This window comes from Pseudomonas sp. TUM25319 (genome assembly GCF_056388475.1).
This window is the reverse complement of the sequence record NZ_CM150751.1, coordinates 5,034,786-5,057,154: the sequence shown is the minus strand read 5'-3', so window position 1 is coordinate 5,057,154 and position 22,369 is coordinate 5,034,786. Positions and strand designations below refer to the sequence as shown.

Here is a 22,369-nt window from a genome sequence, read left to right as displayed (position 1 = left end):
TCGGGCTGCCGTTTTCGTTTCAGTCTTTCTCTTCTTCAGCGCTGTCCTGAGCGGGCGGCAGGCTGGCGAGGGCTCGATCCAGGGTCTGCTCGACCCGTTTCATTTGCGCCAGCACCTGCCGCTTGCGGCGCCTGAGCACAGGCTCCGGTGCATGGCGTTCGCAGGCGTCCTCCAGTACCTCGCAGGCCTGCATCAGCGCCTCGGCCTGAACGATACGCGCGACCCCGAGGATCTGGTGGGCGGCACTCTTCAGTGCCTGCGGATCCCCTTGGGTCTCGGTCGCCTGCAAGCGTTGCTGGTCTTCCGGGCTGCTGCGCAGCAGCGTTTCCAGCAGGCGCCGCAGCTCCTGCGGGCAGTCGCCGATAATGGGCTCCAGCCCCTTGAGATCGAGCAGCGAAGCGTTGGCGCTAGCGGCGTTCGCCGTCACGCTGGCCAGGCGCTGGCCGAGGCTGTGCAGGCCGATCGGCTTGAGCAGACAGTCGTTCATGCCGGCCTGCAGGCAGCGCTGATGCACTTCCGGCTGGGCGTTGGCGGTGTAGCCGAGGATGGTGCACGGGGTGTGGCCTTGTTGCCGCTCGCGTTCGCGTATCGCCTGGGTGAACTGATAGCCGTCCATGCCGGGCATGTTGCAGTCGACGATCAGCACATCGAAGCGATTCGACGCCCACAGGTCCAGGGCCTTGGTCGCGTTGTCGGCGCATTGGTACTGCACGCCGAGAAACTCCAGTTGCTGCGCCACCAGCAGCAGGTTGGCCGGGTGATCGTCCACCACCAGCACCTTCAGGTCGGCGCCGGGCATTGGCGGCGCCGGCTCTTCGACCTGGGGCGCAGGGCACTCCGGCAGGCTGCGCAGCGGCAGGCTGACACGGATCTCGGTGCCCTCGCCAGGTTTGCTGAACAGGTTCAGGCGTCCGCCCATCATCTCGCACAGGCTGCGGCTGATGACCAGGCCCAGGCCGGTGCCGCTGCGGGCCTGGGGGCTGTCGGGCTCGACCTGGGCGAACGGCTGGAACAGGCGTTGCTGGTCTTCCGGGGTGATGCCGACGCCGGTGTCGCAGACCGACAGTTCGAGCTGCAGGTCGCCGCTGTGGGTGTCGCCGGAAGAGGGCACGCTGGAAATGACCAGGTCGATCTTGACCTGGCCCCAGGTGGTGAACTTGATGGCGTTGCTGAGCAGATTGGACAGGATCTGCTTGAAGCGCATCGGGTCGAGCAGGACATCCCGGTGGGCGGTGCGGGAAATGGCAAGGGTCAGTTCGAGGCCCTTTTGCCGGGCCAGGCCTTCGAAGATGTGGGTGGTGGACTGGACCAGCGTCGCCGGGTTGACCCGCTCGGGGCTCAGGTTGAGGTGGCCCGACTCGATGCGGGCAATGTCAAGAATGTCGCCGATCAATGCCAGCAGGTCCTTGGCCGAGTGATAGGCGACTTCGATCGCCGGCCGGTCCATCGGCCGTTCGGCGGGGCGCTTCAGGGCCAGTTCGAGCATGCCGATCAGGGCATTCATCGGTGTGCGGATCTCGTGGCTCATGGTCGCCAGGAAGGTGCTTTTGGCGCGGTTGGCGGCGTCCGCCTGTTCCTTGGCCAGGCGCAGGTCCTGCACCAGTTGCCGGCGTTCGCTGATGTCCAGCCAGCCGCCGATGATGCCTTTCACCTCGCCGAGAGAGTCGCGGTAGGGAAGGATCCAGTGATAGATGGTCAGGTCGGTATTCTTGAGCTTGAGCGGGCGGTCCTTGATCAGGGGGCGGCCCTCGTTCATCACCCGCAGGTAATCCGAGCGGATGCTGCCGGCATCGTCGTTGCCGGCCAGCGGGGCATCATCGATGGACTTGCCGAGCACTTCCCCAGGATCGGCCCCCAGCGCCCGCAGGTAGCTTTCGTTGCAGGTCTGCAGCAGGCCGTCGCGGTCACGGACGTAGATCGGATGCGGCGTGCCGTTGACCATCGCCCGCATGAACTCCAGTTGGTCGCTGAGGGCGCGTTCGGCGGTTTCCCGTTGCTTGATCTGGCGCCGCATCCAGGCATTCCAGGCCAGCGACAGCAGCAACAGGACCAATGTGCCGAGGATGATCTTGAGGATGGTGTGCTGGTGGGTCTGCCAGTACGAATGGGTGTTGCCGCTGTAGCCGCGCCAGCGGCTGTTGATGATGCCCATTTCCTCGGGAATGATGCTGGTCAGCGCCTTGTCGAGGATCGACGCGAGTTCGGGTGAATGGCGCGAGGTGGCCAGGGAGAAGGTGGCGGATATGTCGCTGACGGTGGAGCGGATCACCAGGTCGCGCTGGGTGGTGAGGTTGAAATTGGCGTTGATCAGGGCCATGACCATGCCGTCTACCTGCCGGTGCGCCAGCAGCGAGGCGGCCGCGGCGACATCTTCGGTGGCGACCAGCTGGATGTCGGGATAGCGCTGGCGAATGCTTTCGTTGAGCAGGTTGCCGCGGGTCACCGCCAGGCGCCGGCCCTTGAGTTGCTCCAGGGTGAGGGGCGCGTCCTTGCCTTCGCGGGTCACCAGGACGTAGGAGTTTTCCAGATACGGCCGACTGATGTTCAGCGTGGTTTCGCGCTGCGGGCTCGACGAGATCGCCGCGATCAGGTCGGCGTGTCCGTGGTTGATCTGGTCGATCATGTCGCTGATGCCGCTGCTGCGGCCGATCTCGAAATGCAGCCCGGTGCGCAGGCGGATCAGTTCCAGCAGGTCGGCGGCGATGCCCCGCAGGTTTCCGGCCTTGTCGAAGAAGGTCAGCGGTGCCGCGTGCTCGTCGACGGTGACCCGCACCACCGGGTTCTTCGCCAGCCACTGTTCTTCGCTGGGCGAGAGTTGCAGCTTGCGATCGGTCATCAGCACGCTGCTGCCGGCGCTCCAGCGACGGAAAATGTTGGCGCGGGTCGTGCTGGTCACCGCTTCGAGGGTCTTGTTGATCAAGGTCAGCAGCACCGCGTTGCTCTGGTGCACGGCGAAGCCGAAGCCCATGGATTCGTGCTTGGCGAAGTTGGCCATCTTGAGGTTCTGCAGGTGGCTCTGGTTCAGCAGGTAGTGCGTCGACACGGTGTCGCCGAGGAACACGTCGGCCTGGTCGAACGCGACGGCGTTGAGGGCGTGATGATAGGAACTGTAGGTGCGGATCGTGGCGTAGGGGTAGGTGGCGCGGACCTCGGCGAGGGGCAGGTAGTGTTCGATCATGCTCAGGCGCAGGCCATGCAGGCCGGTGTCCAGCGGGCGGGTCTCGTTCTCGCGGGTCACCAGTACCGGCTGGTCTTCGGCATAGGCATGGGACAACACCACACCGGCGGTGGCGACGTCGTAGCTGTTGGCGCTGCCGAGCAGGTCGATCCGGCCTTCCACCAGCGCCTGCAAGGCAAGGTTGCGGCTGGGAAAACGCTTGATCCTGACGGGAAGCCCGAGCGTGGCGCCGAGCAGGCCGGCGTAGTCGGCAGTGAGGCCCTCGTAGTCGCGGCCGCTGGCGGTCAGGTCGAACGGAGGGTAGTCGGGCGCCGAGGTGCCCAGCACCAGTTCGCGGCGGGTCTGCAGCCAGGCCTGTTGGGCCGGTGCCAGGGAAATCCGCAACGGGAACTGCACGCTTCGGCTGAGCAGTTTGTAGTTGACCGCGCCGTCCTCCTCCGCTGCCACCGGGCTTATCCAGGCCGCGAGCAGCAGCACGCAGAACAGCATAGGCTTGAGCATGGTTACCTTCACACCAGTTCGTTGCGTTTGGCCATTTCGATCAGTTCCACCAGAGAACGGGCCTTGAGTTTCTGCATCAGGCGCTTCTTGTAAGTGCTGACGGTTTTATTGCTGAGGAACATACCTTCAGCAATTTCCTTATTGCTCCGACCCTGGGCGAAAAGTTGCAGAACCATGAGTTCGCGGTCATTTACCAGTTTGAACCGCTCGATCTCTTCCGGTGTTTCGAACGGATGACGCAGCGGTGCAATGGCCTGACTGGGGAAATAGTTATAACCGGACAATACTGCCTTGATTGCACTCAGCAATTCAGTGAGGTCTTCCTGTTTGCAGACATATCCGCAGGCACCGGACAACATGCAGCGAATGGCGAAAAGCGCCGGTGACTGTGCGGTCAGCACCAGGATCTTCAGCGGCAGCGACATGGTGTTGAAGCGCGACAGCACCTCGAGGCCGTCGAGCCTGGGGATGCCGATGTCGAGAATGATCAGGTCCGGCGGGCATTCGCGGACCATCTGCATGGCATCGACACCGTTATCCGTTTCCCCGGTAATCTTGTAGCCCTCGTTCTCCAGCAGCATTCGCAAGGCGAGGCGTATGACAGGATGGTCATCGACAATAAAAACAGAGTGCATGCTCATCTTCCCAAAGCGAGTGGTGTAGAGGCCGCACCATAGCCTAGATAAGAAGCGCGTACATAAAATGAGTGGTGTTGAAGCTTAATATAGGAATTTTCCTACTTGTTATTTGGTAAATGACTACAAAGTTGTTTATAGGATTGCTTGGGATATGCAGTGGGATATGTCGTAAGACTGTCTGGGCATTGTCTTTTGTCGGGTTCAGCAGGCGCGGGAGTGGTCTCCCGCGCCGATGTTTCTACACCGGGCTGGAACGCCCGGTCATTTCCCGTGCCATCTCGCTGGCGTAGCTGTCGGTCATGCCGGCGATGAAGTCGATCATGCGCAGGAACGCCGCGTGCAGGGAGCCGTCGGGGTCGGGCGCGTTGTTGCCGAGCAGGTCGAGGATGCGCCGGTGCTTGAACGACGGCGTACGCCCGCCATGCTGCTCCAGTGCCGCGCCGCAGAAGGAGTTGAGCAGGATCTCCAGGGTGGTGTAGGCGCCGATTTCATGCAGCGTCTTGCGCTTGTCCTGAAAGATTTTCTTGCGGGCGATGTCCTTGGCCTGCAGCACGCAACGTTTGGCCGGACCATCCATGTGCTCCACCAGGTCGCCCTGCAGCGTGCCTGCCAGCAGCGCCTTCTGCTGATCGACGAAGGCCCGTGCGGCGGCATTGGTCAGGTGCTCGATGGCCTTGCCCCGCAGGATCGCCAGCTTGCGTCGGCGCGAGTCCTGCGGGCCGAGCTGGCGATAGGTTTCCGGCAGGTCGTCGCCCACCAGGCCGAGCAGCAGTGCCTCCACCTCGGCGTAGTCCAGCAGTTCCATTTCCAGGCCGTCTTCCAGGTCGATCAGGGCATAGCAGATGTCATCTGCCGCTTCCATCAGGTAGACCAGCGGATGGCGTGCCCAGCGCTGGTTATCCAGCAAGGGCAGCCCGAGCTTGTGGGCGATCTGCTCCAGTAGCGGCAGCCTACTACGGGCAATTAAACAACCATTCTGACTAATCGCTAACTATCTGATTTTATTGAATAAAATTGAAATTGGCATGAAGCGTCGATGCAGGCTGTAACCAACCTCGCTGGTGTTTTTCACTTGGCATTGGCACTGAGATTGGTTGCTCGGCAAATGAAGCTTAGAGATACTGGCGACGTGCCTCCATTCCGTGGGGCGAGAGAGTCACGCTTGGAGACAGGGATGAAGATGAAGCTAGCACTCGGCTTGGTTTGCTGCCTAGGGATCAGCGGTGCAATTGCCGCTCCGCTTAAATTTGAGCAGCAAGAGCTACCACCAGATCGCACGAGCATGGAGTACGGAACGCAAATTTCTGACTTCTCTGAGAAGGTCTTAGGGCATAAATGGGTTTCTGCCAACGGTGTGGGTTTTGTTTTCTATGAGAAAGAAAATTTAAAAAGAAAAGACCCTTCCGCCGAGCGATGGGTTAAAGATGGTTATTTCTTTGAAATCGATAAATATATGTATCGGACAAAAATCAAAGAATATAATAATGGGCTGTTCGCAAGGCAAAGTGCTCGCGTAGGGTTTATTGAATTTACTGATACCGGTGATCAGAGCTTACATTTCAAGCTCATTGATGACAAAACCCTGGAGTGGGTGCCTTACGCAAATACGGCTAGCACTCAAAGTCAACTTATCCTCAAGCGAGTTGAGGAATTTCCGGAAAACCCAAATCCTGTTCGTTTGAAAAGTGCAAAAGAGCGTGGAACATTCCAGTGATCTGTGGTTTGAGTTTTTAACTTATATCGATTTGATCTTGCCCAGTCCCAGTGGACACCCCGTTAAGCGATAAACTGCAACGAGGTGAATCATGGCAAGACAAGCAACCCCAATGAAACAGACCCGCACCCGCCATTCCCAAGCCTACAAGGACGAAGCGCTGGCTTTGGCCGAGCGCATTGGCGTCAGCAAGGCTGCCGAACAGCTCGGCCTGCATGCTTCCCAGCTCTACGGCTGGCGGAGCAAGAAGCACCAGACTCAGTCCGGCAGCGAGCGCGAGCAGTCGCTGGCCGACGAGAATGCCCGACTCAAGCGGCTGTTGGCCGAGCACGCCGAGGAGCTGGCCATCGTAAAAAAGGCCGCCGCGTACTTTGCCAAGAGCCTCAAGTGAAGTACGCCTTCATGAGGACTCATACCGCGCATTTCTCGATCCAGGCCATGTGTCGCGTGTTGGGCGTTGCCCGCAGCGGTTACTACGCTTGGTGCTCTCGCAGGCCGTCAATGCGCCAGCGGCGAAGAGCCGAACTGGATCGGCAGGTCGCTCAGGCATACAGCGCACGCAAGGGCCGCAGCGGGGCTCCACGGCTTTGCCACGACCTGCGGGAAGCCGGCCTACCCTGCAATCGCAAGACGGTAGCCGCCTCGATGCAACGGCAAGGACTGCGTGCCAAGGCCGCCAAGAAGTTCAAGGCCACGACCAATTCTCAGCACTCCCTGCCAGTGGCAGAGAACTTGCTCAAGCAGGATTTCAAGGCATCTGCGCCAAATCAGAAATGGGTGGGTGACATCACCTACCTGTATACGGAGGAAGGCTGGCTGTATCTGGCAGTGGTCATCGATCTGTATTCACGGATGGTGATCGGCTGGGCCATGAACGAACGCATGACGGCCGACTTGGTTTGCGATGCCTTGCACATGGCGCTGTGGCGACGTAGGCAGCCTAATGACGTGATCGTGCATAGCGACCGCGGCAGCCAGTACTGCTCAGCGGCTTACCAGGAGCTGATCCGCGCCCATCACTTGCGATGCAGCATGAGCGCCAAAGGCAACTGCTACGACAATGCCTGTGCAGAGAGCTTCTTCCACAGCCTGAAGGTCGAGTGCATCCACGGCGAGCGCTTCACGAGCCGCGCCCAGATGCGTGAAACCGTGTTTGAATACGTCGAAACCGATTACAACCGCCAGCGGCGACACAGCACGCTGGGGCACATCAGCCCAGAGGCCTTCGAGGCCAGGATGTGTGCTTAAACCCGTGTCCACGGCTGCTGGGCAAGATCAATTTTTATGAAAGTTTTGGCTGGTAGGAGAAGTGATGAAAATACGGATGATTGCTGGTGCTTTGCTGTTTTTAAGCTTTTCTGGCATTAATGCCGCTCCATTAAAGTATCAGGAAGTAGATCTCCCACCTGATCGCACGAGCATGGAGTACGGAACGCAAATTTCCGACTTCTCTGAGAAGGTCTTAGGGCATAAATGGGTGTCCGATAAAGGTGTCGGCTTCGTCTTCTATGAAAAAGAAAATCTGAAGCGGAAAGATCCTTATGCTGAAAGGTGGGTTAAGGATGCCTATTTCTTTAAGGTCGATAAGTACATGTATCGAACAAAAATTAAAGAATATGATAATGGCTTGTTTGCAAGGCAGAGTGCTCGGGTAGGGTTCATTGAGTTCACGGATACGGGTGACCAGAGCCTACACTTTAGACTGATTGACGACAAAACTCTGGAGTGGGTGCCTTACGCAAATACGGCCAGCACTCAGAGTCAGCTTATTCTGAGGCGAGCTGACGAGTTTCCTGAGAATCCAAAACCAGTGAAGTTAGAAAGTGCTAGCGAGCTTGGGATATTTAAGTAATCGGGAAGATTGGCAGTCCAGATATGTTTCGGCTGGACTATATGTAGTTATGCAGGAGGCGTGATGAATTTTAAAATCATAGTTGGTGCAACGTTAGTATTGAGCTTTGGTGGGGTTAATGCTGCTCCATTGAAGTATGAAAAAATCGACCTCCCTTCAGATCGAACTAGCATGGAGTATGGGACGCAAATCTCTCACTTTTCAGAGAAGGTCTTAGGGCATAAGTGGGTATCCGATAAAGGCGTTGGCTTCGTTTTCTATGAAAAAGAAAATCTGAAGCGGAAAGATCCTTATGCTGAAAGATGGGTTAAGGATGGCTATTTCTTTAAGGTCGATAAGTACATGTATCGAACGAAAATTAAAGAATACGACAACGGATTGTTTGCAAGGCAAAGTGCTCGGGTAGGTTTCATTGAGTTTACGGATACGGCTGACCAAAATCTACAATTCAGATTAATCGATAACAATACTCTGGAGTGGGTGGCTTATGATAATACTGCTACCACTCAAGATCAGTTGATCTTAAAAAGAGTGGAAGAGTTTCCTGAAGGTCCTAAGACGCAAGGCAAGCGTCTGGAAAGTGCTGAAGAACGTGGATTGATTTATTAAGGAATGGTCATGAATGATTCCCCGGTTTTTAAGTGTCTTCCTGTTACTGTTCGGGATAAGGTTGTAAGTTCTCATACCTCCGGCTCGGTAACCGCTAGCGGACAAGGCAGAAATGTATCCGTTAGTAATACCGTCAGCACCGACGTGATTTTGGATGTAGTGCTTGAGTTTCCTGATGGGGATCTTTTGCCGATCAAGCTTGTCAATGAAAGTCTCCACGCACCGGTAGGGCAAAAGATTTTAATGGCATTCAAGAGCGGCGAGCCAATTGCCTATCAGGTTACCCCTATGGGTAAGGTATATCCATTAGGATACGCTGCAGGTGTGAGTGAGTTTACTTTAAAAGATTTTGGTTATCTTGCATGTTTCGGTTCTGGAACGCTTTTTAGCGGAGCTATGATATTTATGGATCAAAGCTACTACGAAGATGGGAAGATGAAAGTATTTAGTGCTACCAAGATTGTATCAGCAGTATGCTTGGCTGGAGTAGGCTTGGCAACCTATATAACAAAGGGATGGCTTGGCTATATAGGTGGAACCGCTGTGGCATCGATTCCTATAATGATCTCCTGTCTGATTTACAACTCAAAGGAGAATGCAGGTCGTAAGTTGATGTTGCAAGATGCGGCTAAAAAATTTGAGGAATTGAAATCGTCGTTTCAACTGAAGGGGGCGATTGTTGAAGGATAGCTTAATAGTCTCGGTCGGAAGTATTTTGCAAATCTTTTGATTTTAAGGCCATCTTGTAAGGTGGCCTTTTTTGTGCTCGTCAACTTAATTTTTTTGACTTCAAATGTCTGTATTGTTTATGTCAGACACTTGTTCTATAGTAATTTGCTGGCATGATTGTTATGGGGTATTTATGAAGTCGATGAGTTGGGATAGCTTGTTGAACACCACTCGCTTAGGCGGGCGGCCCCCGAAGTCGGAGCTTGGTCGTTCCCCTTTCCATTCGGACCACGATAAAGTCATTTTCTCCGGTGCGTTCAGACGCCTTGCAAGAAAGACTCAGGTACATCCTCTGGCGACCAATGACCATGTGCATAATCGCCTGACCCATAGTTTGGAGGTGGCTTGTGTAGGTAGGACGCTCGGAGTCCGAGTTGGGCAGGAGCTTTTGAAGGAAAAGCTAATACCTGATTACTATTCAGCTTCTGACATTGGCGATATCGTACAGACTGCATGTCTCGCTCACGATATTGGCAACCCGCCTTTTGGACACACTGGTGAAGAGGCAATACGTCATTGGTTCACTAATGACGTAGGTGCGAAGATGATTGAGCACTTGCCTTTCAATGAGGCTACTGACTTTCGTAGATTTGAAGGGAACGCCCAAGGGTTCCGAGTGTTAACAACTTCAGAGTATCATCCGTATGATGGGGGTATGCGTCTAACTTATGCATCATTGGGGGCTTTTATAAAGTATCCGTGGATGGCTGGTGATGCTGTTAATCAGTTGCGACCTATTAAAAATAAATATGGTGTTTACTGCTCGGAACTTGGTTTTTTCGATGAGGTGGCGGATGCGACGGGGTTGTTAAAGCTTGGTGATGGCTGGCGTTGCCGCCATCCATTAGCTAACTTGATGGAGATTTCAGATGACTTTTGCTACGCCATCCTTGATCTGGAGGACGGTGTGGAGATGGGTATTCTCGAATGGGATAAGGTTTTTGATATTTTGTGCCTCGTTCTCGGTGAGCAACAACGAGACCAGTTGGCAAAAGAAGCTCAAGGCATGAAGGTTGGGCGTAGATTATCTATGGCTCGCGGTAAGGTTATCTCCGCATTCGTCGATGCAGGGGTGGCTGCTTTTATGAGTAATTATGATGAAATTATGGCTGGGAAGGCTCTTGGTATATTTGAACTCTGTAGTAATAATGTGCGTGATTGCGTGATTTCTGCTAAAATTCTTGCACGCGAAGAAATTTTCCAGCATCCCCGTAAGGTAGAACTTGAGATTGGGGCATACAGCACGATTTCTACTCTGCTGAATGTAAGCTGTGCTGCTGCCTTGAACTTCGTCAGAAGTGGTGGTGTTACTGATTCTAAGACAAAAAGGGTAGTGGACCTTTTGGGACTTGACCTTAATGCTTTGGGCGATAGCAAGGGCGTTTCAAGTGATTATGCGGCTATTATGCAGGTTTTGGATTATGTCAGTGGAATGACTGATAACTACGCGATACATCTGGCCCGCCAGTTTAATGGAATGGGTATGGAGCGGTAGAAGTATAATTTATATCAAGGGAGCGACGGGGATGGGCTGGCTGGATTTTTTCAAAGGAAAAAAAGAAGAAGTGGTGGTTCAAAGTGCCGTTGAATTCAAGGCGGGCGAGAAACCAAAGGCGAAAGAGGTGGTTCAACCAAAGCAACCGTTAAGGCTTTGTGGTGTTGAGTTGGAGAGAATGCCAGCGAACGCTGATGAGCTTAATAGAATGATGGCTAGGACGGCGGTTTCTATCATGCCACACCTGCCGACTGAGCAAGATGTTTATTGGTTTGTTATTGAGCAGTACGACCGGATAATTTCGTGTGGGGAAACTGTCGCATCAATAATGGCTACATATCCTTTTCATATGTATGAAATTGAGTTCTTGAATAGGAAGTCGGAGGAGTCATACGTGGGTCATAAAAATCCCGGCGTTGTGTATGTTCTCAATGTTATCTTGCCTGACTTGGTTAGGCATTATGGGGCGGTCCCGGCTCAAACGATGTTGGCTTTTATTTTTGGTGCATATTTACATGGGAATGCTCAACTGATTCAAGAATTGCGTTTGAAATATGCGGTGCATTACCACAATAATTGTATTTCAGCCGGAAGCTTCCATGCTGCGGATAAATGGGGTGAAGTGATAACGGCTTTAGATAAATAGCTAAACGCTTTGCTTGAAATTATATTAATAGTTATGGTGGATTATTATATTGCTCGATTATGAATTTATGTTATCAAGTCCGGTTTGACCACGGCTTGACTGTATGAAAGGGCGAAAAATCTAGGTGGATTGACTCTTGTGTTTGGTGGTATAGTAGCCGTCTAGCAAGATTCTTCTTATTCTTTTTTTGAAGATCAATAGCGGTTTTTATTCCAAAATAGTTTTGCTTATAACTTTTTGGCTGTTGATTTTCAAAAAATGTCTTTTTTGGCTGTTTTCTATAGCCACAGTTCGCTCTGGTAGCAGCCGAACTTGTGTTTCTTGTAGCCCAGCGAATCGGCATGACGCGCGGTCCAGGGGTACTTGAGGTAGGTGCCGAGGGTGGCGTAGGTCAGCCGGGTACCGCCGTCGAACTGGTGGTACTCCAGTTGGGTGAGCACACGGAAGCCCTGGGCATTGCCTTCGAAGTTGAGGAAGTCGGCACGCTCGGCGTCGTTCATCGCGTCCAGCCAGCCGCGCCCGGCGGCCTGCTGGAACCAGTGGCGGATGGCATCCTCGCCGGAATGGCCAAAGGGCGGGTTGCCGATATCGTGGGCCAGGCACGCCGACTGCACCACCATGCCCAGGTCGCTCGGCTCGCACCAGTCTGGCAGGGCATCGCGCAGGGTTTCGCCCACGCGCATGCCCAGCGAGCGGCCGACGCAACTGACTTCCAGCGAATGGGTCAGGCGTGTGTGGATATGGTCGTTGCTGGTGACCGGGTGAACCTGGGTCTTGCGCCCGAGGCGGCGGAAGGCGCCGGAGAAGATAATGCGGTCATGATCCTTGTGGAACGGGCTGCGACCCAGCTCTTCGGAGCTGTGCAGGGTTTTGCCAAGGCGTTCGCGAGTGAGCAGTGTGTGCCAGTCCAAGGCCGGTTCTCCATATCAAGGGCAGGCGGCTAGCTTCCCGTGTCGGCCGCCTTGCCGCAAGCTCAAAGTCCGGCAGCGTCCACGTCGATCAACAGCAGGCGGCGCCCGTCGTCGAAGAATTGCCCGGCAGTCAGGCAGTACTGGTTGGTGGTGGCATCGCGGTAGGTGCTGGAGAGAATCAGCCGGCGTTCGTTCCAGCCTTCGGCCAGCAGGTGATAGAAGTAGGGGCGCCACGACCAGTTGTGGCCCAGGTAGCTGGAGTCGACATGCCAGCTTTGCTGGCGCCACTCCAGGTTGGGCGTCAGTTGCGTGCCGTGGCGGTCGCACAGGAAAAAGCGCAGCAGCCAGGGATAGGCCCTGAGATCGGGCAGCGCTTCGATGGGCGCCTTGGCCAGGGCCCAGTGCTGCAACTGCGGCATCAGTTCCACCAGTTGCTGGCGACGCTGCATGAGCCGCCCGCGCTCGGCCAGCTTGCTCTGCACGTACTGCTCACGCAGTTGGGCGAAACGGCCGGCGAAGGTCTGCGCGGGAAAGAAGCCCGGCTCGGCCCCGGCGAAGAGAAAACCCTGCAGGTAGCGGGCGCCGCATTCGAGGGCGAAATTCAGTTCGGCCTCGGTTTCCACCCCTTCGGCGATGATCCAGCAGCCGGTTTTCTCGGCCATCTGCGCCAGTGCCTTCACCACCTCGCTGCTCGGTCCGCCGCGGGCGGCGGCCTGGAACAGGCGCATGTCCAGCTTGAGGATATCCGGCTGCAGCGACAGCACCCGGTCCAGTTGCGAATAGCCGGCGCCGAAGTCGTCGATGGCGATGCGGGCGCCGGCATCGCGGTAGTGACGGGTGACCATGGCCAGGCGCTCGCGGTCGCCGCCCAGTTCGGTGATCTCGAACACCACCCGCTGCGGATCGATGCCCTGTTGCTGCAGTTGCATCAGGCTCGGCAACGACTGGCCGGGCTGCAGTTCGCTGACCCAGCGTGGCGAAATGTTCAGGCTCAGGAACCAGTCTTCCGGGGCTTCGCGAAATTTTTTCAGGGCCTGTTCCCGCAAGGTCCGGTCGAGCTGCAGCAGATCGTCGGAGGGTATCCGCGGATCACTGAACAGCGGCCCCACCGAACGCAATTGACCATCGCTTCGGCGCAGGCGCCCCAGGGCTTCGACGCCAGCGATACGGCCTGTGGCAGTGTCGATGAACGGCTGGAAACAGGCGAGCGGTTGCTCGTCGGACACGGCGGCTCCTTGTTGTTCTTGAAGTCAGGCGCGAAACGCTTCGGGCGGGCCTGCGCCCGCCTTGAAGGGTTTCGTTCTGCAAGAATGCCGCCAGTTCCCTCAGCGCGGAGGGGGTGGCGGCTGGATGAACAGGCGAATAAGTGGCAAAAGGCTACCGGCGAGCTTGGTCATGCGGCCCAGGCCGTCGCCGCGCGCCCCTTTGCCGGTGAGGAAACCCAGCAGTACCACGGCTCCCATGCCCCATAGCGGCGCGTGCTTGATGCCGAAACCGCCCTGCAGGCTGCTTTGCAGGTTGTCGCCCATGCTGCGCAGGCGGGTCAATGGCTTGAGCGCCTGGTCCAGGGCCTGGCCGCCTTCGTGGCGGATTTCCTGACGGTGCATTTCCATGCGCAGGCGCACCAGCGCCTTGCGCAGCTCCCGGCGATCGGTGGTCTGAGGCAGTTCAGGCAGGCTCATGGCAACAGGCGCTCCCGGTCCTTGGCAAGTTCTTCGAGGGTGCCGCTGAACGGCGAACGCTCATCGTGCACCGCCGCTTTGAGGCGCACGGCGCAGAACAGCGCCGCCAGGCTGTAGAACACACAGAGCCCGACGATTCCGGCGAGGCGGTAGCTGTCCCACAGCAGCACCAGCAGCAACGCCGACAGTGCCGTGAGCAGCAGCAGGGCGAAGACCAGGGCCAGGCCGGCGAACAGCAGCAGGTTCAGGGTGCGCGCTTTCTGCTCTTGCAGCTCGATGCCGAACAGTTCCACATGGCCGTGCAGCAGGCCGAGAACGGCGGCACCCAGGCGGCGGGTGGAAGAGCCGGTGGTGTGATTTTCCATTGCCCGGCCCTCAGCGGCGGCTGGCCAGGAGACCGATCAGGAAGCCCACCCCGGCGGCGATGCCGATGGACTGCCAGGGGTTGCTCTGCACGTAGTCTTCAGTGCTGGTCAGGGCCGCCTGGCCGCGCTGGCGCAGGTTGTCTTCGGTTTCCTGAAGGGTTTCCCGGGCGCGCAGCAGGCTGTCGCGAATCTGCGCGCGAAGCTCGTCGGCCTGGTCGCCGGCGAGGGTGGCGGTGTGCTCCAGAAGTTTTTCGGTATCGCGTACCAGTGCCTGGAAATCGGCCTTGAGGATGTCCTGGGCGGTCTCTGCGGTTTTACGGGCCATACGGTTCTCCCTGAGGGGTTGGCAATCTGAAGTTTCGAGTGCGGGGCGGCGCCGAAGGTTCACTGGATGTGGCTGGTACAGCATTTGCTTCGCAGTGGTGCGCCGGCTTGGGCGCCTGCGCCGTTTCCGGGCGCGGGCCGCTCTGGATGGCGTTTCAACCATAACTCAATTCAAGACGAACCCTGGAAAAATCATCACGCAGCGGTTTTTCCGCCCATGGATGGGTGGCCAACTGATCCAGGTTGGTGCGCCCCGGAGGGCTCGCGAACTGCTTTGGTGCTTTTTCCCTTGTGCAGGCCTGCCGACCCGATGGAAAACTTGCAAAGCGCCGTGGACTCCCTGGTCCAGGGCTCCAATACCCTGTTCATTCTGCTTGGCGCGGTCATGGTGCTGGCCATGCACGCCGGTTTCGCCTTCCTTGAAGTGGGCACCGTGCGCCACAAGAACCAGGTCAATGCACTGTCGAAGATCCTCAGCGACTTTGCTGTCTCGACCCTGGCCTACTTCTTCATCGGCTACTGGCTGTCCTACGGCACGCATTTCCTGCACCCGGCCGCGACCCTGGGCGCCGAGCACGGCTACGGGCTGGTGAAGTTCTTCTTCCTGCTGACCTTCGCCGCGGCGATTCCGGCGATCATCTCCGGCGGTATCGCCGAGCGGGCACGCTTTGCCCCGCAACTGTGCGCGACGCTGCTGATCGTCGCCTTCGTCTATCCGTTTTTCGAAGGCATCGTCTGGAATGGCAACTTCGGGGTGCAGGCCTGGCTGCAGGAGCGCTTCGGTGCCGGCTTCCACGACTTTGCCGGCTCCGTGGTGGTGCACGCCATGGGCGGCTGGCTGGCGCTGGCGGCGGTGCTGCTGCTCGGCCCGCGCAACGGCCGCTACCGCGACGGTCGCCTGGTGGCCTTCGCGCCATCGAACATTCCGTTCCTGGCGCTGGGGTCGTGGATTCTCATCGTCGGCTGGTTCGGCTTCAACGTGATGAGTGCCCAGACCCTCTCGGCGGTGAGTGGCCTGGTGGCGGTCAATTCGCTGATGGCGATGGTCGGCGGCACCGTTGCCGCACTGCTGGTGGGGCGCAATGACCCGGGCTTTCTGCACAACGGCCCGCTGGCCGGACTGGTGGCGATCTGCGCCGGCTCCGATCTGATGCACCCGGTGGGCGCCCTGGTGACCGGTGCGATTGCCGGGGCTCTGTTCGTCTGGTGCTTCACCGCGACCCAGAACCGCTGGAAGATCGACGATGTGCTCGGTGTCTGGCCGCTGCACGGTATCTGCGGCGTGTGGGGCGGTATCGCCTGCGGCATCTTTGGTCAGGAGCTTTTGGGCGGCCTCGGTGGCGTGAGCCTGGCCAGCCAGCTGATCGGCAGCCTCGCTGGTGTCGCTGTGGCGCTGGTCGGCGGCTTTGCCGTGTATGGCCTGATCAAGCGCGTGCACGGCCTGCGCCTGAGCCAGGAGCAGGAGTACTACGGCGCCGACCTGTCGATCCACAAGATCGGCGCCACCAGCCAGGACTGACGGTTTCAGCGACCGGCGAGCAGCCGCGCTTCACCGGCCTCGATCGCCGCCAGCGGGCCGCACAACAGCACTGCGTCGCCGGCATGCAGGCAGGTGCCGGCCTCGGCCGGCAGCTCGTCGCCGTTGCGGTGCACGGCGCGCAGCTCGACGCCCAGGTGCTCCAGGCGCAGGTCGTCCAGCCGGCGCCCGCAGGCGTAGGCATCGGCACCGAGGTTGACCGCGTGCATCATCACTTTGGGCTGGCCTTCGCTGTCCACTGGCTGGGTCTGGGCGCCGTGGTAGAAGCCTTGCAGCAAGCGGTAGCGGCTTTGCCGCACTTCCTCGACCCGCTCGCGTACCCGCTCTTCCGGCACGCCGAGCATCACCAGTGCGTGGGAGGCCAGCATCACGCTCGATTCCAGCACCTCAGGCACCACGGCGCTGGCGCCGGCGGCGCGCAGTTCGTCGCGCAGGCTGTCGTCGCGGGTGCGCACGAGGATCGGGATCTGGCTGTTGCGCTGGCGCGCGGCCTTGAGCACGCTCATCGCCACTTCGGTGTTGTCCACGGCGATCACCAGCAGGCGCGCCCGTTCCAGGCCGATGGCTTCGAGCAGTTCGCCGCGACGGGAGTCGCCGTAGTGCACGCAGTTCTCGCCGGCGGCAGCTTCCTGGACGCGCACCGGATCATCGTCCAGGGCGATGAAGGCCAGTTGTTCGCGACGCAGGAAGCGGCCGATGGACTGGCCGACGCGACCATAGCCGCAGATCAGCACATGGCCATCGAGGTTGGCGCTCTGCGCCTCGATCTCTTCCAGGTGCACTTCTTCGTTGGGCTTGCGGTGCAGGCGCAGGGCGATGGCGGGGGCGGCGCGCAGCAGCAGCGGGGTGACCAGCATCGAGCAGAAGGTCGCCGCCAGCAGCAGGTGGCCCAGCTCTTCGGGCAGCAGGCTGCTCTGCTGCATCTGCGCCATCAGCGCGAAACAGAATTCACCGCCCTGGGCCAGGGCCAGGCCGCTGCGCCAGGCGGTTTCCGCGTCGCTGCCGCGAACCCGCACCAACGCCGCCACCACGCAGCCTTTCAACACCAGCAGGCCGAGGGTCAGGGCGAGGATTTCCAGGCCGTGGCTGGCGAACAGGTGCAGGTCGATGAGCATGCCGATGCTGACGAAGAACAGCCCCAGCAGAATGTCGCGGAACGGCCGGATATCGGCCTCGATCTGGTGCCGGTAGTTGCTCTCGCCCAGCAGCATGCCGGCGAGGAAGGCGCCGAGGGCCGGCGACAGGCCGAGCAGGTGGGTCAGCCAGGCCGTGAGCAGGACGATCACCAGCGCCAGCAGCACGAACAGTTCGGCCGAGTGCGAGCTGGCCACCTCGTGGAACAGCCGTGGCAGCAGCCAGCGACTGGCCAGCAGCAGGCCGACGAAGAGCACCACGGTCTTGGCCAGCGTCAGTGGCAGCGCCCAGTACCAGGCCTGGCCGCTTTCGCCGGCGAACACCGGAACCAGCGTCAGCAGCAATACCGCGATCACGTCCTGGAACAGCAACACGCCAATGGCGTTCTGGCCATGGCTGCTGAAGATCTCGCCGAGGCTGGTCAGCTCCTTGCTGACGATGGCCGTGGACGACAGCGCCAGGCCGCCGCCGAGCAGCAGCGCCGCGGTGCCGGGCATCCCCAGCAGCGACAGCATCCCGGCCAGCAACAGCCCGGTGCAGACCACCTGGGCGCTACCCAGGCCGAACACCACGCGGCGCAACGCCAGCATTTTCGACAGGGAGAACTCCAGGCCCAGGGAAAACAGCAGGAACACCACGCCCATTTCGGCCAGGTCCGGCAGCTCTTCGCTTTCGTTGACCCAGTCCAGCGCGGTGGGGCCGACGAACAGCCCGACGCACAGGTAGCCCAGCACCGGCGGTAATTGCAGGCGTCTGAATACCGCGATGACGACCAGCGACGATGCCAGGATGATCAGCAGGTTTGCGAACACACCACACACTCCATGTAAAAAACGGGCAAAAGTGAAAAGGTTACGGCGATCGCGGATCGGGTGAATTGATCCAGGTCAAAGGTGCCTGCGGTTGCGCGGCACGCCTCGACGGGTTTTTTTCGCCGTCCTAGAATGAAGCCTTCGCTCACTTTGTTTCGGTATTTTTCATGCTGCCTGAATGCCAACTGTACGGCACCCTGGGTTGCCACCTGTGTGAGGTCGCGGAGGCGCTGTTGATGCCATTCGTCGAGCATGGGTTGCTGGTCGAGCTGGTGGACATCGCTGACGACCAGGCCCTGTTCGAGCGCTACGGGTTGTCGATCCCGGTGCTGCGGCGCAACGACACCGGCGCCGAACTGAACTGGCCCTTCGACGGCGAGCAGGTGGTGGCGTTTCTGGGGTGAGGAGGGGATTCACATCCTGATGCACAAGCCGGGGTGCACCGATTTATCGTCGGTCGGAGAATTCAGGGTCGCTGGTGGCGACCAGCGCGGATTTTCCAGTCAAAGGAGTGGCCCCCATGTTTCTGACCCCGCATTTCACCCTTGCCGAAATGACCACCTCGCAGATTGCCAATCGCGAAGGAATCGACAATTCCCCCGACAGCCAGAGCATCGCCAACCTCGTGGAGCTGTGCCAGACCCTCGAGGCGGTGCGCAGCCTGGTCGACAGGCCGATCCTGATCAGCAGCGGCTACCGCAGCAAGGCGCTGAACCGCAAGATCGGCGGTGCGGCCAGCAGTGCCCATGTCCGTGGCCTGGCTGCGGACATCATTGCCGTTTCCCTGACTCCGCGGGAGTTGGCCCGGCGCATCATCGACAGCGGCTTGCCGTTTGATCAACTGATCCTCGAGTACGATGGCTGGGTCCATCTGGGCCTTGCTGAAACCGCGCAGCGCCAGCAAGTCCTGACCATCCGCAAGGGTACCGGCTACCTGCCGGGGCTGCAGTGAATCCCGGCGTCGATTGACGTTCATGTCGCCTGCCTTCTATGCTGTATATAAATACAGTATTGGCGGGCGTTTTTCGAGCCCGGAGAAACAGTGATGGTCAACGTCGAACAATTGAAATACAGCGTCAACCACATGCCCGTCGACGAGGTGCGCGAGGCGGTGGCGGATCTGCGCGGCGACGGGCTGGTCACCGATGACCGCACGCCCTTCGGCAAGGTCCACTTCAATACCTGCTTCGCCGAGATCGAGGCGCTGTTCCAGCGGGCCGGGTTTCACCGGCCGCTGGATGTGGTCGGCTACCAGGGCCAGGCCTATGCGCTGTACGACGCCAGTCGCTGGGAAGCGGTGGAGGTGCTGCGCTGGCTGAAAAGCGCCTGCGACGGAGCGTCCGCCGAGGCTGGCTGAGGCGGGCGCCATGCGGGATAATCGCCGGCCATTTGGCTGTGAGCGTTTCCATGAGTGCTACCTTCGACCCGGCCCGGCATCAGGCCAGTACGGTGTGTCTGCCGCCGGGCAACTGGGCCAGCGTGCTGGACTGCCTGTGTGACCACTTCAAGGCGATCAGTCGCGAGCAATGGCTCGACCGCTTTGCCCGTGGGCGGGTGCTGGATGCCCAGGGGCAACCGCTGCGGATCGATCACCCGTACCGGCAGGGCCTGCGGGTTCACTATTTCCGTGAAGTGCCCAATGAGAAGCCGATTCCGGTGCAGGAGCACATCCTGTATCACGACGAGCACCTGGTGGTGGCGGACAAACCGCATTTCCTGCCGGTGACGCCCACCGGCGAGTATGTCGAGCAGACCTTGCTGCGCCGCCTGATCCGGCGTCTCGACAACCCGCACCTGGTGCCGCTGCACCGCATCGACCGGCACACCGCCGGCCTGGTGCTGTTCTCCGCCAATCCTGAAAGCCGTACCGCCTACCAGCAACTCTTTCCCACACGGCAGATCGACAAGCATTACCAGGCTATTGCGCCTGCCTTGCCGGATCTGGATTTTCCGCTGGTGCACAAGAGCCGGATGGTCAGCGGCGAACCCTTCTTCCGCATGCAGGAAGTGGAGGGTGTGAGCAATAGCGAGACCATCGCCGACGTGCTGGAGAAAAAGGGCGAGCTGTGGCGTTACGCCTTGTCGCCGGTGACCGGCAAGACCCACCAGTTGCGCGTGCACATGGCGGCCCTGGGCGCACCGCTGTGCAACGATCCGTTTTATCCGGACGTGGTGCGGGGCGAGGATGATTATTCGAAGCCGCTGAAGTTGCTGGCGCGCAGCGTGCGGTTCAACGACCCGCTGACGGGCGAGGAGCGGTATTTCGAGAGTCGCCTGGCGCTCGACTGATAGCCCGGTCGCTGCAATCCCCGTAGGAGCGGCTTCAGCCGCGATTGGGCGCGCAGCGGCCACAAAACCTGTCTCTACGGGTGTGTCAGGCTGATCGGGGGCTCAGGTTTCCAATGAAAAGGCCCGGAAACTCAGGTTTCCGGGCCTTTGCGTTTTCGCGATCAAGCTTCAGCGGTTGAACCGCTCCACCAGCGAGTACTGGGTGGTCGCGGTCTGCGTCAGTTCTTCGCTGAGCAGGGCGGAATGCTGGGCCTGCTCCGAGGTCTGGTCCGCCAGCGCCGCGATGGTGCTGATGTTGCGGCTGATCTCTTCGGCCACCGAGGTCTGCTGTTCGGTGGCCGCGGCGATCTGGGTGGCCATGTCGGTAATGTTGGCCACCGCTTCGCTGATGCCCACCAGTGCCTGGTCCGCTTCCATTACTCGCGCCACGCCTTCTTCGGCCTGGCGGTGACCGGTTTCCATGGTCTGCACGGCATTGTTCGCGGTTTGCTGCAGCTTGGCGATCAGGCCGTGGATCTGCCCGGTGGATTCGCTGGTACGCTGTGCCAGTTGCCGTACTTCGTCGGCCACCACGGCAAAGCCGCGACCCATCTCGCCGGCGCGGGCCGCTTCGATGGCGGCGTTCAGTGCCAGCAGGTTGGTCTGGTCGGCGATGCCCTTGATCACATCGACCACGCCACCGATTTCGTCACTGTCGCGCGCCAGTTGGGTCACCGTCTGGCCGGTCTCGCCCACGGCGGTGGACAGGCGCTGGATGGCGTCGCGGGTTTCCCCGGCGATGCTGCGGCCACGGTCGGTGAGGCGGTTGGCGGCCTGGGTGGCATCGGCGGTGCGCTGGACGTGGTTGGCCACTTCCTGGGTGGTGGCGGCCATCTGGTTGACGGCGGCGGCGACCTGCTCGGTCTCCACGCGCTGGCGTTCCAGGCCGGAGGAGCTGTTGTGGGCAAGTGCGTCCGATTGACGGGCTTGCTCGTTGAGGTGCTCGGCGGTGTCCTGCAGGCGGGTCAGGCAGGTCTTCAGGCGGGCGTCCTGGCTGAGCATGGCCATTTCCAGGCGCGCCTGGACACCGCGGCTGTCGGTGTACATCTGTGCGATCAGCGGGTCGGAGGTGGTCTGTTCGGCCAGGCGCAGCAGGCGCTTGAGGCCGCGTTGCTGCCAGCTCAGGCCGAGCAGGCCCAGCGGCACCGACAGCGCCGCGGCCAGCGCGAAGCCCCAGGAATGACCCAGCCAGATGCCGATCAAGAAGCCGATCTGGCTGACCAGGATGAACGGCAGCCAGTCCTGCAGCACCGGCAGCCACTTGTCACGGCGCGGGATGGCGGCCTTGCCATCGTTGATGCGCTTGTACAGCGCCTCGGCACGGCGCACTTGCTCGGCGGTCGGTTTCACCCGCACGGATTCGTAGCCCACCACCTGGTTGTTCTCGAAGATCGGCGTGACGTAGGCGTTGACCCAGTAGTGGTCGCCGCTCTTGCAGCGGTTCTTGACGATGCCCATCCACGGCAGGCCTTGCTTGAGCGTGCTCCACATATGCGCGAACACCGCCGGCGGCACATCCGGGTGGCGAACCAGGTTGTGCGGGGCGCGCATCAACTCTTCGCGGGAGAACCCGCTGATCTCGATGAAGGCGTCGTTGCAGTAGGTAATGACACCCTTGGCATCGGTAGTGGAGATCAACCGTTGTTGGGCAGGGAAAGTCCGTTCGCGCTGGGTAATCGGCTGGTTGTTACGCATAAGCTGTTCAATCCGCAAGGCTTTCGCGTGATATCGGCAATCACGGGAAATTATTGAATGAATATTTGGGTTTTATTGATCTTGCTCAATATCCGCCGACACCGCCTGAGCTAAGCGAAATCCGCACGTTCAGGTAATTTGCGCGCATTCTTTCACATTTTCGCAACATAAGTCAGTGAGTGACTGATGGTTCATGCGCAAGTGAACCGGGTGGGCCCA

Annotated in this window: 20 protein-coding genes and 2 pseudogenes; 12 read left to right on the top strand and 10 right to left on the bottom strand. The window is 59.2% G+C overall.

All coding sequences use genetic code 11. The features are described 5' to 3' along the window. Positions 1-19: 19 nt before the first annotated feature. The 3 genes and pseudogenes from AC05QJ_RS23020 to AC05QJ_RS23010 form a co-directional block, all read right to left on the bottom strand. Positions 20-3,679, bottom strand: a complete 3,660-nt coding sequence (locus AC05QJ_RS23020) for a transporter substrate-binding domain-containing protein (protein WP_476743565.1) — start codon at positions 3,677-3,679, stop codon at positions 20-22. 8 nt (positions 3,680-3,687) lie between these two features. Further along, positions 3,688-4,314, bottom strand: coding sequence for a response regulator (locus AC05QJ_RS23015; protein WP_476743564.1), 627 nt, complete (start codon positions 4,312-4,314; stop codon positions 3,688-3,690). 241 nt (positions 4,315-4,555) lie between these two features. Beyond that, positions 4,556-5,272 (bottom strand): annotated as a pseudogene (locus AC05QJ_RS23010) (deoxyguanosinetriphosphate triphosphohydrolase); the annotation flags it as partial. Between the two features lie 81 nt (positions 5,273-5,353). Here AC05QJ_RS23010 and AC05QJ_RS23005 point away from each other — a divergent pair. The 7 genes from AC05QJ_RS23005 to AC05QJ_RS22975 all read left to right on the top strand — a co-directional run bounded on the left by AC05QJ_RS23005 (position 5,354) and on the right by AC05QJ_RS22975 (position 11,362). Then, positions 5,354-6,031, top strand: coding sequence for a hypothetical protein (locus tag AC05QJ_RS23005; RefSeq protein ID WP_476743563.1), 678 nt, complete (start codon positions 5,354-5,356; stop codon positions 6,029-6,031). A 91-nt stretch (positions 6,032-6,122) separates the two neighbouring features. Continuing rightward, a protein-coding gene (locus AC05QJ_RS23000; protein WP_105446839.1) for an IS3 family transposase occupies positions 6,123-7,279 on the top strand; the annotation gives its coding sequence in 2 pieces (ribosomal slippage) (positions 6,123-6,381 and positions 6,381-7,279; 1,158 coding nt in all). A gap of 64 nt (positions 7,280-7,343) precedes the next feature. Then, positions 7,344-7,883, top strand: a complete 540-nt coding sequence (locus AC05QJ_RS22995; protein ID WP_476743562.1) for a hypothetical protein — start codon at positions 7,344-7,346, stop codon at positions 7,881-7,883. 63 nt (positions 7,884-7,946) lie between these two features. Then, the gene (locus tag AC05QJ_RS22990) at positions 7,947-8,492 is read left to right on the top strand and encodes a hypothetical protein (RefSeq protein ID WP_476743561.1); all 546 of its coding nucleotides are present in this window, start codon (positions 7,947-7,949) and stop codon (positions 8,490-8,492) included. Between the two features lie 9 nt (positions 8,493-8,501). Further along, entirely contained in the window at positions 8,502-9,182 is a 681-nt protein-coding gene (locus AC05QJ_RS22985; RefSeq protein WP_476743560.1) for a hypothetical protein, read from the top strand. Between the two features lie 172 nt (positions 9,183-9,354). Continuing rightward, a complete protein-coding gene (locus AC05QJ_RS22980) occupies positions 9,355-10,716 on the top strand; it encodes a deoxyguanosinetriphosphate triphosphohydrolase (RefSeq protein ID WP_476743559.1) in 1,362 nt (453 codons plus the stop codon). Between the two features lie 31 nt (positions 10,717-10,747). Then, a complete protein-coding gene (locus AC05QJ_RS22975) occupies positions 10,748-11,362 on the top strand; it encodes a hypothetical protein (protein WP_476743558.1) in 615 nt (204 codons plus the stop codon). A 287-nt stretch (positions 11,363-11,649) separates the two neighbouring features. On the opposite strand, the pseudogene dgt reads toward AC05QJ_RS22975, so the two are convergent. From dgt to AC05QJ_RS22950, 5 genes and pseudogenes are all read right to left on the bottom strand, one after another. Further along, positions 11,650-12,273 (bottom strand): annotated as a pseudogene (gene dgt, locus AC05QJ_RS22970) (dGTP triphosphohydrolase); the annotation flags it as partial. A 62-nt stretch (positions 12,274-12,335) separates the two neighbouring features. Continuing rightward, the gene (locus tag AC05QJ_RS22965; RefSeq protein ID WP_476743557.1) at positions 12,336-13,499 is read right to left on the bottom strand and encodes an EAL domain-containing protein; all 1,164 of its coding nucleotides are present in this window, start codon (positions 13,497-13,499) and stop codon (positions 12,336-12,338) included. Between the two features lie 99 nt (positions 13,500-13,598). Continuing rightward, positions 13,599-13,955 (bottom strand): hypothetical protein, encoded by a 357-nt coding sequence (locus tag AC05QJ_RS22960; RefSeq protein ID WP_476743556.1) that lies wholly within the window; start codon positions 13,953-13,955, stop codon positions 13,599-13,601. Continuing rightward, on the bottom strand, positions 13,952-14,320 hold the full coding sequence (locus tag AC05QJ_RS22955) for a phage holin family protein (RefSeq protein WP_476743555.1): 369 nt from the start codon (positions 14,318-14,320) through the stop codon (positions 13,952-13,954). Before AC05QJ_RS22955 ends, AC05QJ_RS22960 begins: the two co-directional genes overlap by 4 nt. 10 nt (positions 14,321-14,330) lie before the next feature. Next, positions 14,331-14,645: an ElaB/YgaM/YqjD family protein gene (locus AC05QJ_RS22950; RefSeq protein WP_476743554.1), complete on the bottom strand. Its 315-nt coding sequence runs from the start codon at positions 14,643-14,645 to the stop codon at positions 14,331-14,333. A gap of 309 nt (positions 14,646-14,954) precedes the next feature. On the opposite strand from AC05QJ_RS22950, the gene AC05QJ_RS22945 reads away from it, so the two are divergent. Continuing rightward, on the top strand, positions 14,955-16,163 hold the full coding sequence (locus tag AC05QJ_RS22945; RefSeq protein WP_476743553.1) for an ammonium transporter: 1,209 nt from the start codon (positions 14,955-14,957) through the stop codon (positions 16,161-16,163). 5 nt (positions 16,164-16,168) lie between these two features. On the opposite strand, the gene AC05QJ_RS22940 is transcribed toward AC05QJ_RS22945, so the two are convergent. Continuing rightward, positions 16,169-18,127: a monovalent cation:proton antiporter-2 (CPA2) family protein gene (locus AC05QJ_RS22940; RefSeq protein ID WP_476743552.1), complete on the bottom strand. Its 1,959-nt coding sequence runs from the start codon at positions 18,125-18,127 to the stop codon at positions 16,169-16,171. Between the two features lie 167 nt (positions 18,128-18,294). Between AC05QJ_RS22940 and AC05QJ_RS22935 the strand changes: the two genes are divergently transcribed. The 4 genes from AC05QJ_RS22935 (at position 18,295) to AC05QJ_RS22920 (ending at position 20,416) form a co-directional block, all read left to right on the top strand. Then, positions 18,295-18,531: a glutaredoxin family protein gene (locus AC05QJ_RS22935; protein WP_476743551.1), complete on the top strand. Its 237-nt coding sequence runs from the start codon at positions 18,295-18,297 to the stop codon at positions 18,529-18,531. A 116-nt stretch (positions 18,532-18,647) separates the two neighbouring features. Then, positions 18,648-19,079: a D-Ala-D-Ala carboxypeptidase family metallohydrolase gene (locus AC05QJ_RS22930; RefSeq protein ID WP_476743550.1), complete on the top strand. Its 432-nt coding sequence runs from the start codon at positions 18,648-18,650 to the stop codon at positions 19,077-19,079. Between the two features lie 93 nt (positions 19,080-19,172). Further along, positions 19,173-19,484, top strand: a complete 312-nt coding sequence (locus AC05QJ_RS22925; RefSeq protein ID WP_476743549.1) for a transcriptional regulator — start codon at positions 19,173-19,175, stop codon at positions 19,482-19,484. Positions 19,485-19,534: 50 nt separating this feature from the next. Next, positions 19,535-20,416: a pseudouridine synthase gene (locus AC05QJ_RS22920; RefSeq protein ID WP_476743548.1), complete on the top strand. Its 882-nt coding sequence runs from the start codon at positions 19,535-19,537 to the stop codon at positions 20,414-20,416. Between the two features lie 168 nt (positions 20,417-20,584). On the opposite strand, the gene AC05QJ_RS22915 is transcribed toward AC05QJ_RS22920, so the two are convergent. Then, entirely contained in the window at positions 20,585-22,150 is a 1,566-nt protein-coding gene (locus AC05QJ_RS22915) for a methyl-accepting chemotaxis protein (protein ID WP_476743547.1), read from the bottom strand. Between the last annotated feature and the right edge of the window lie 219 nt (positions 22,151-22,369).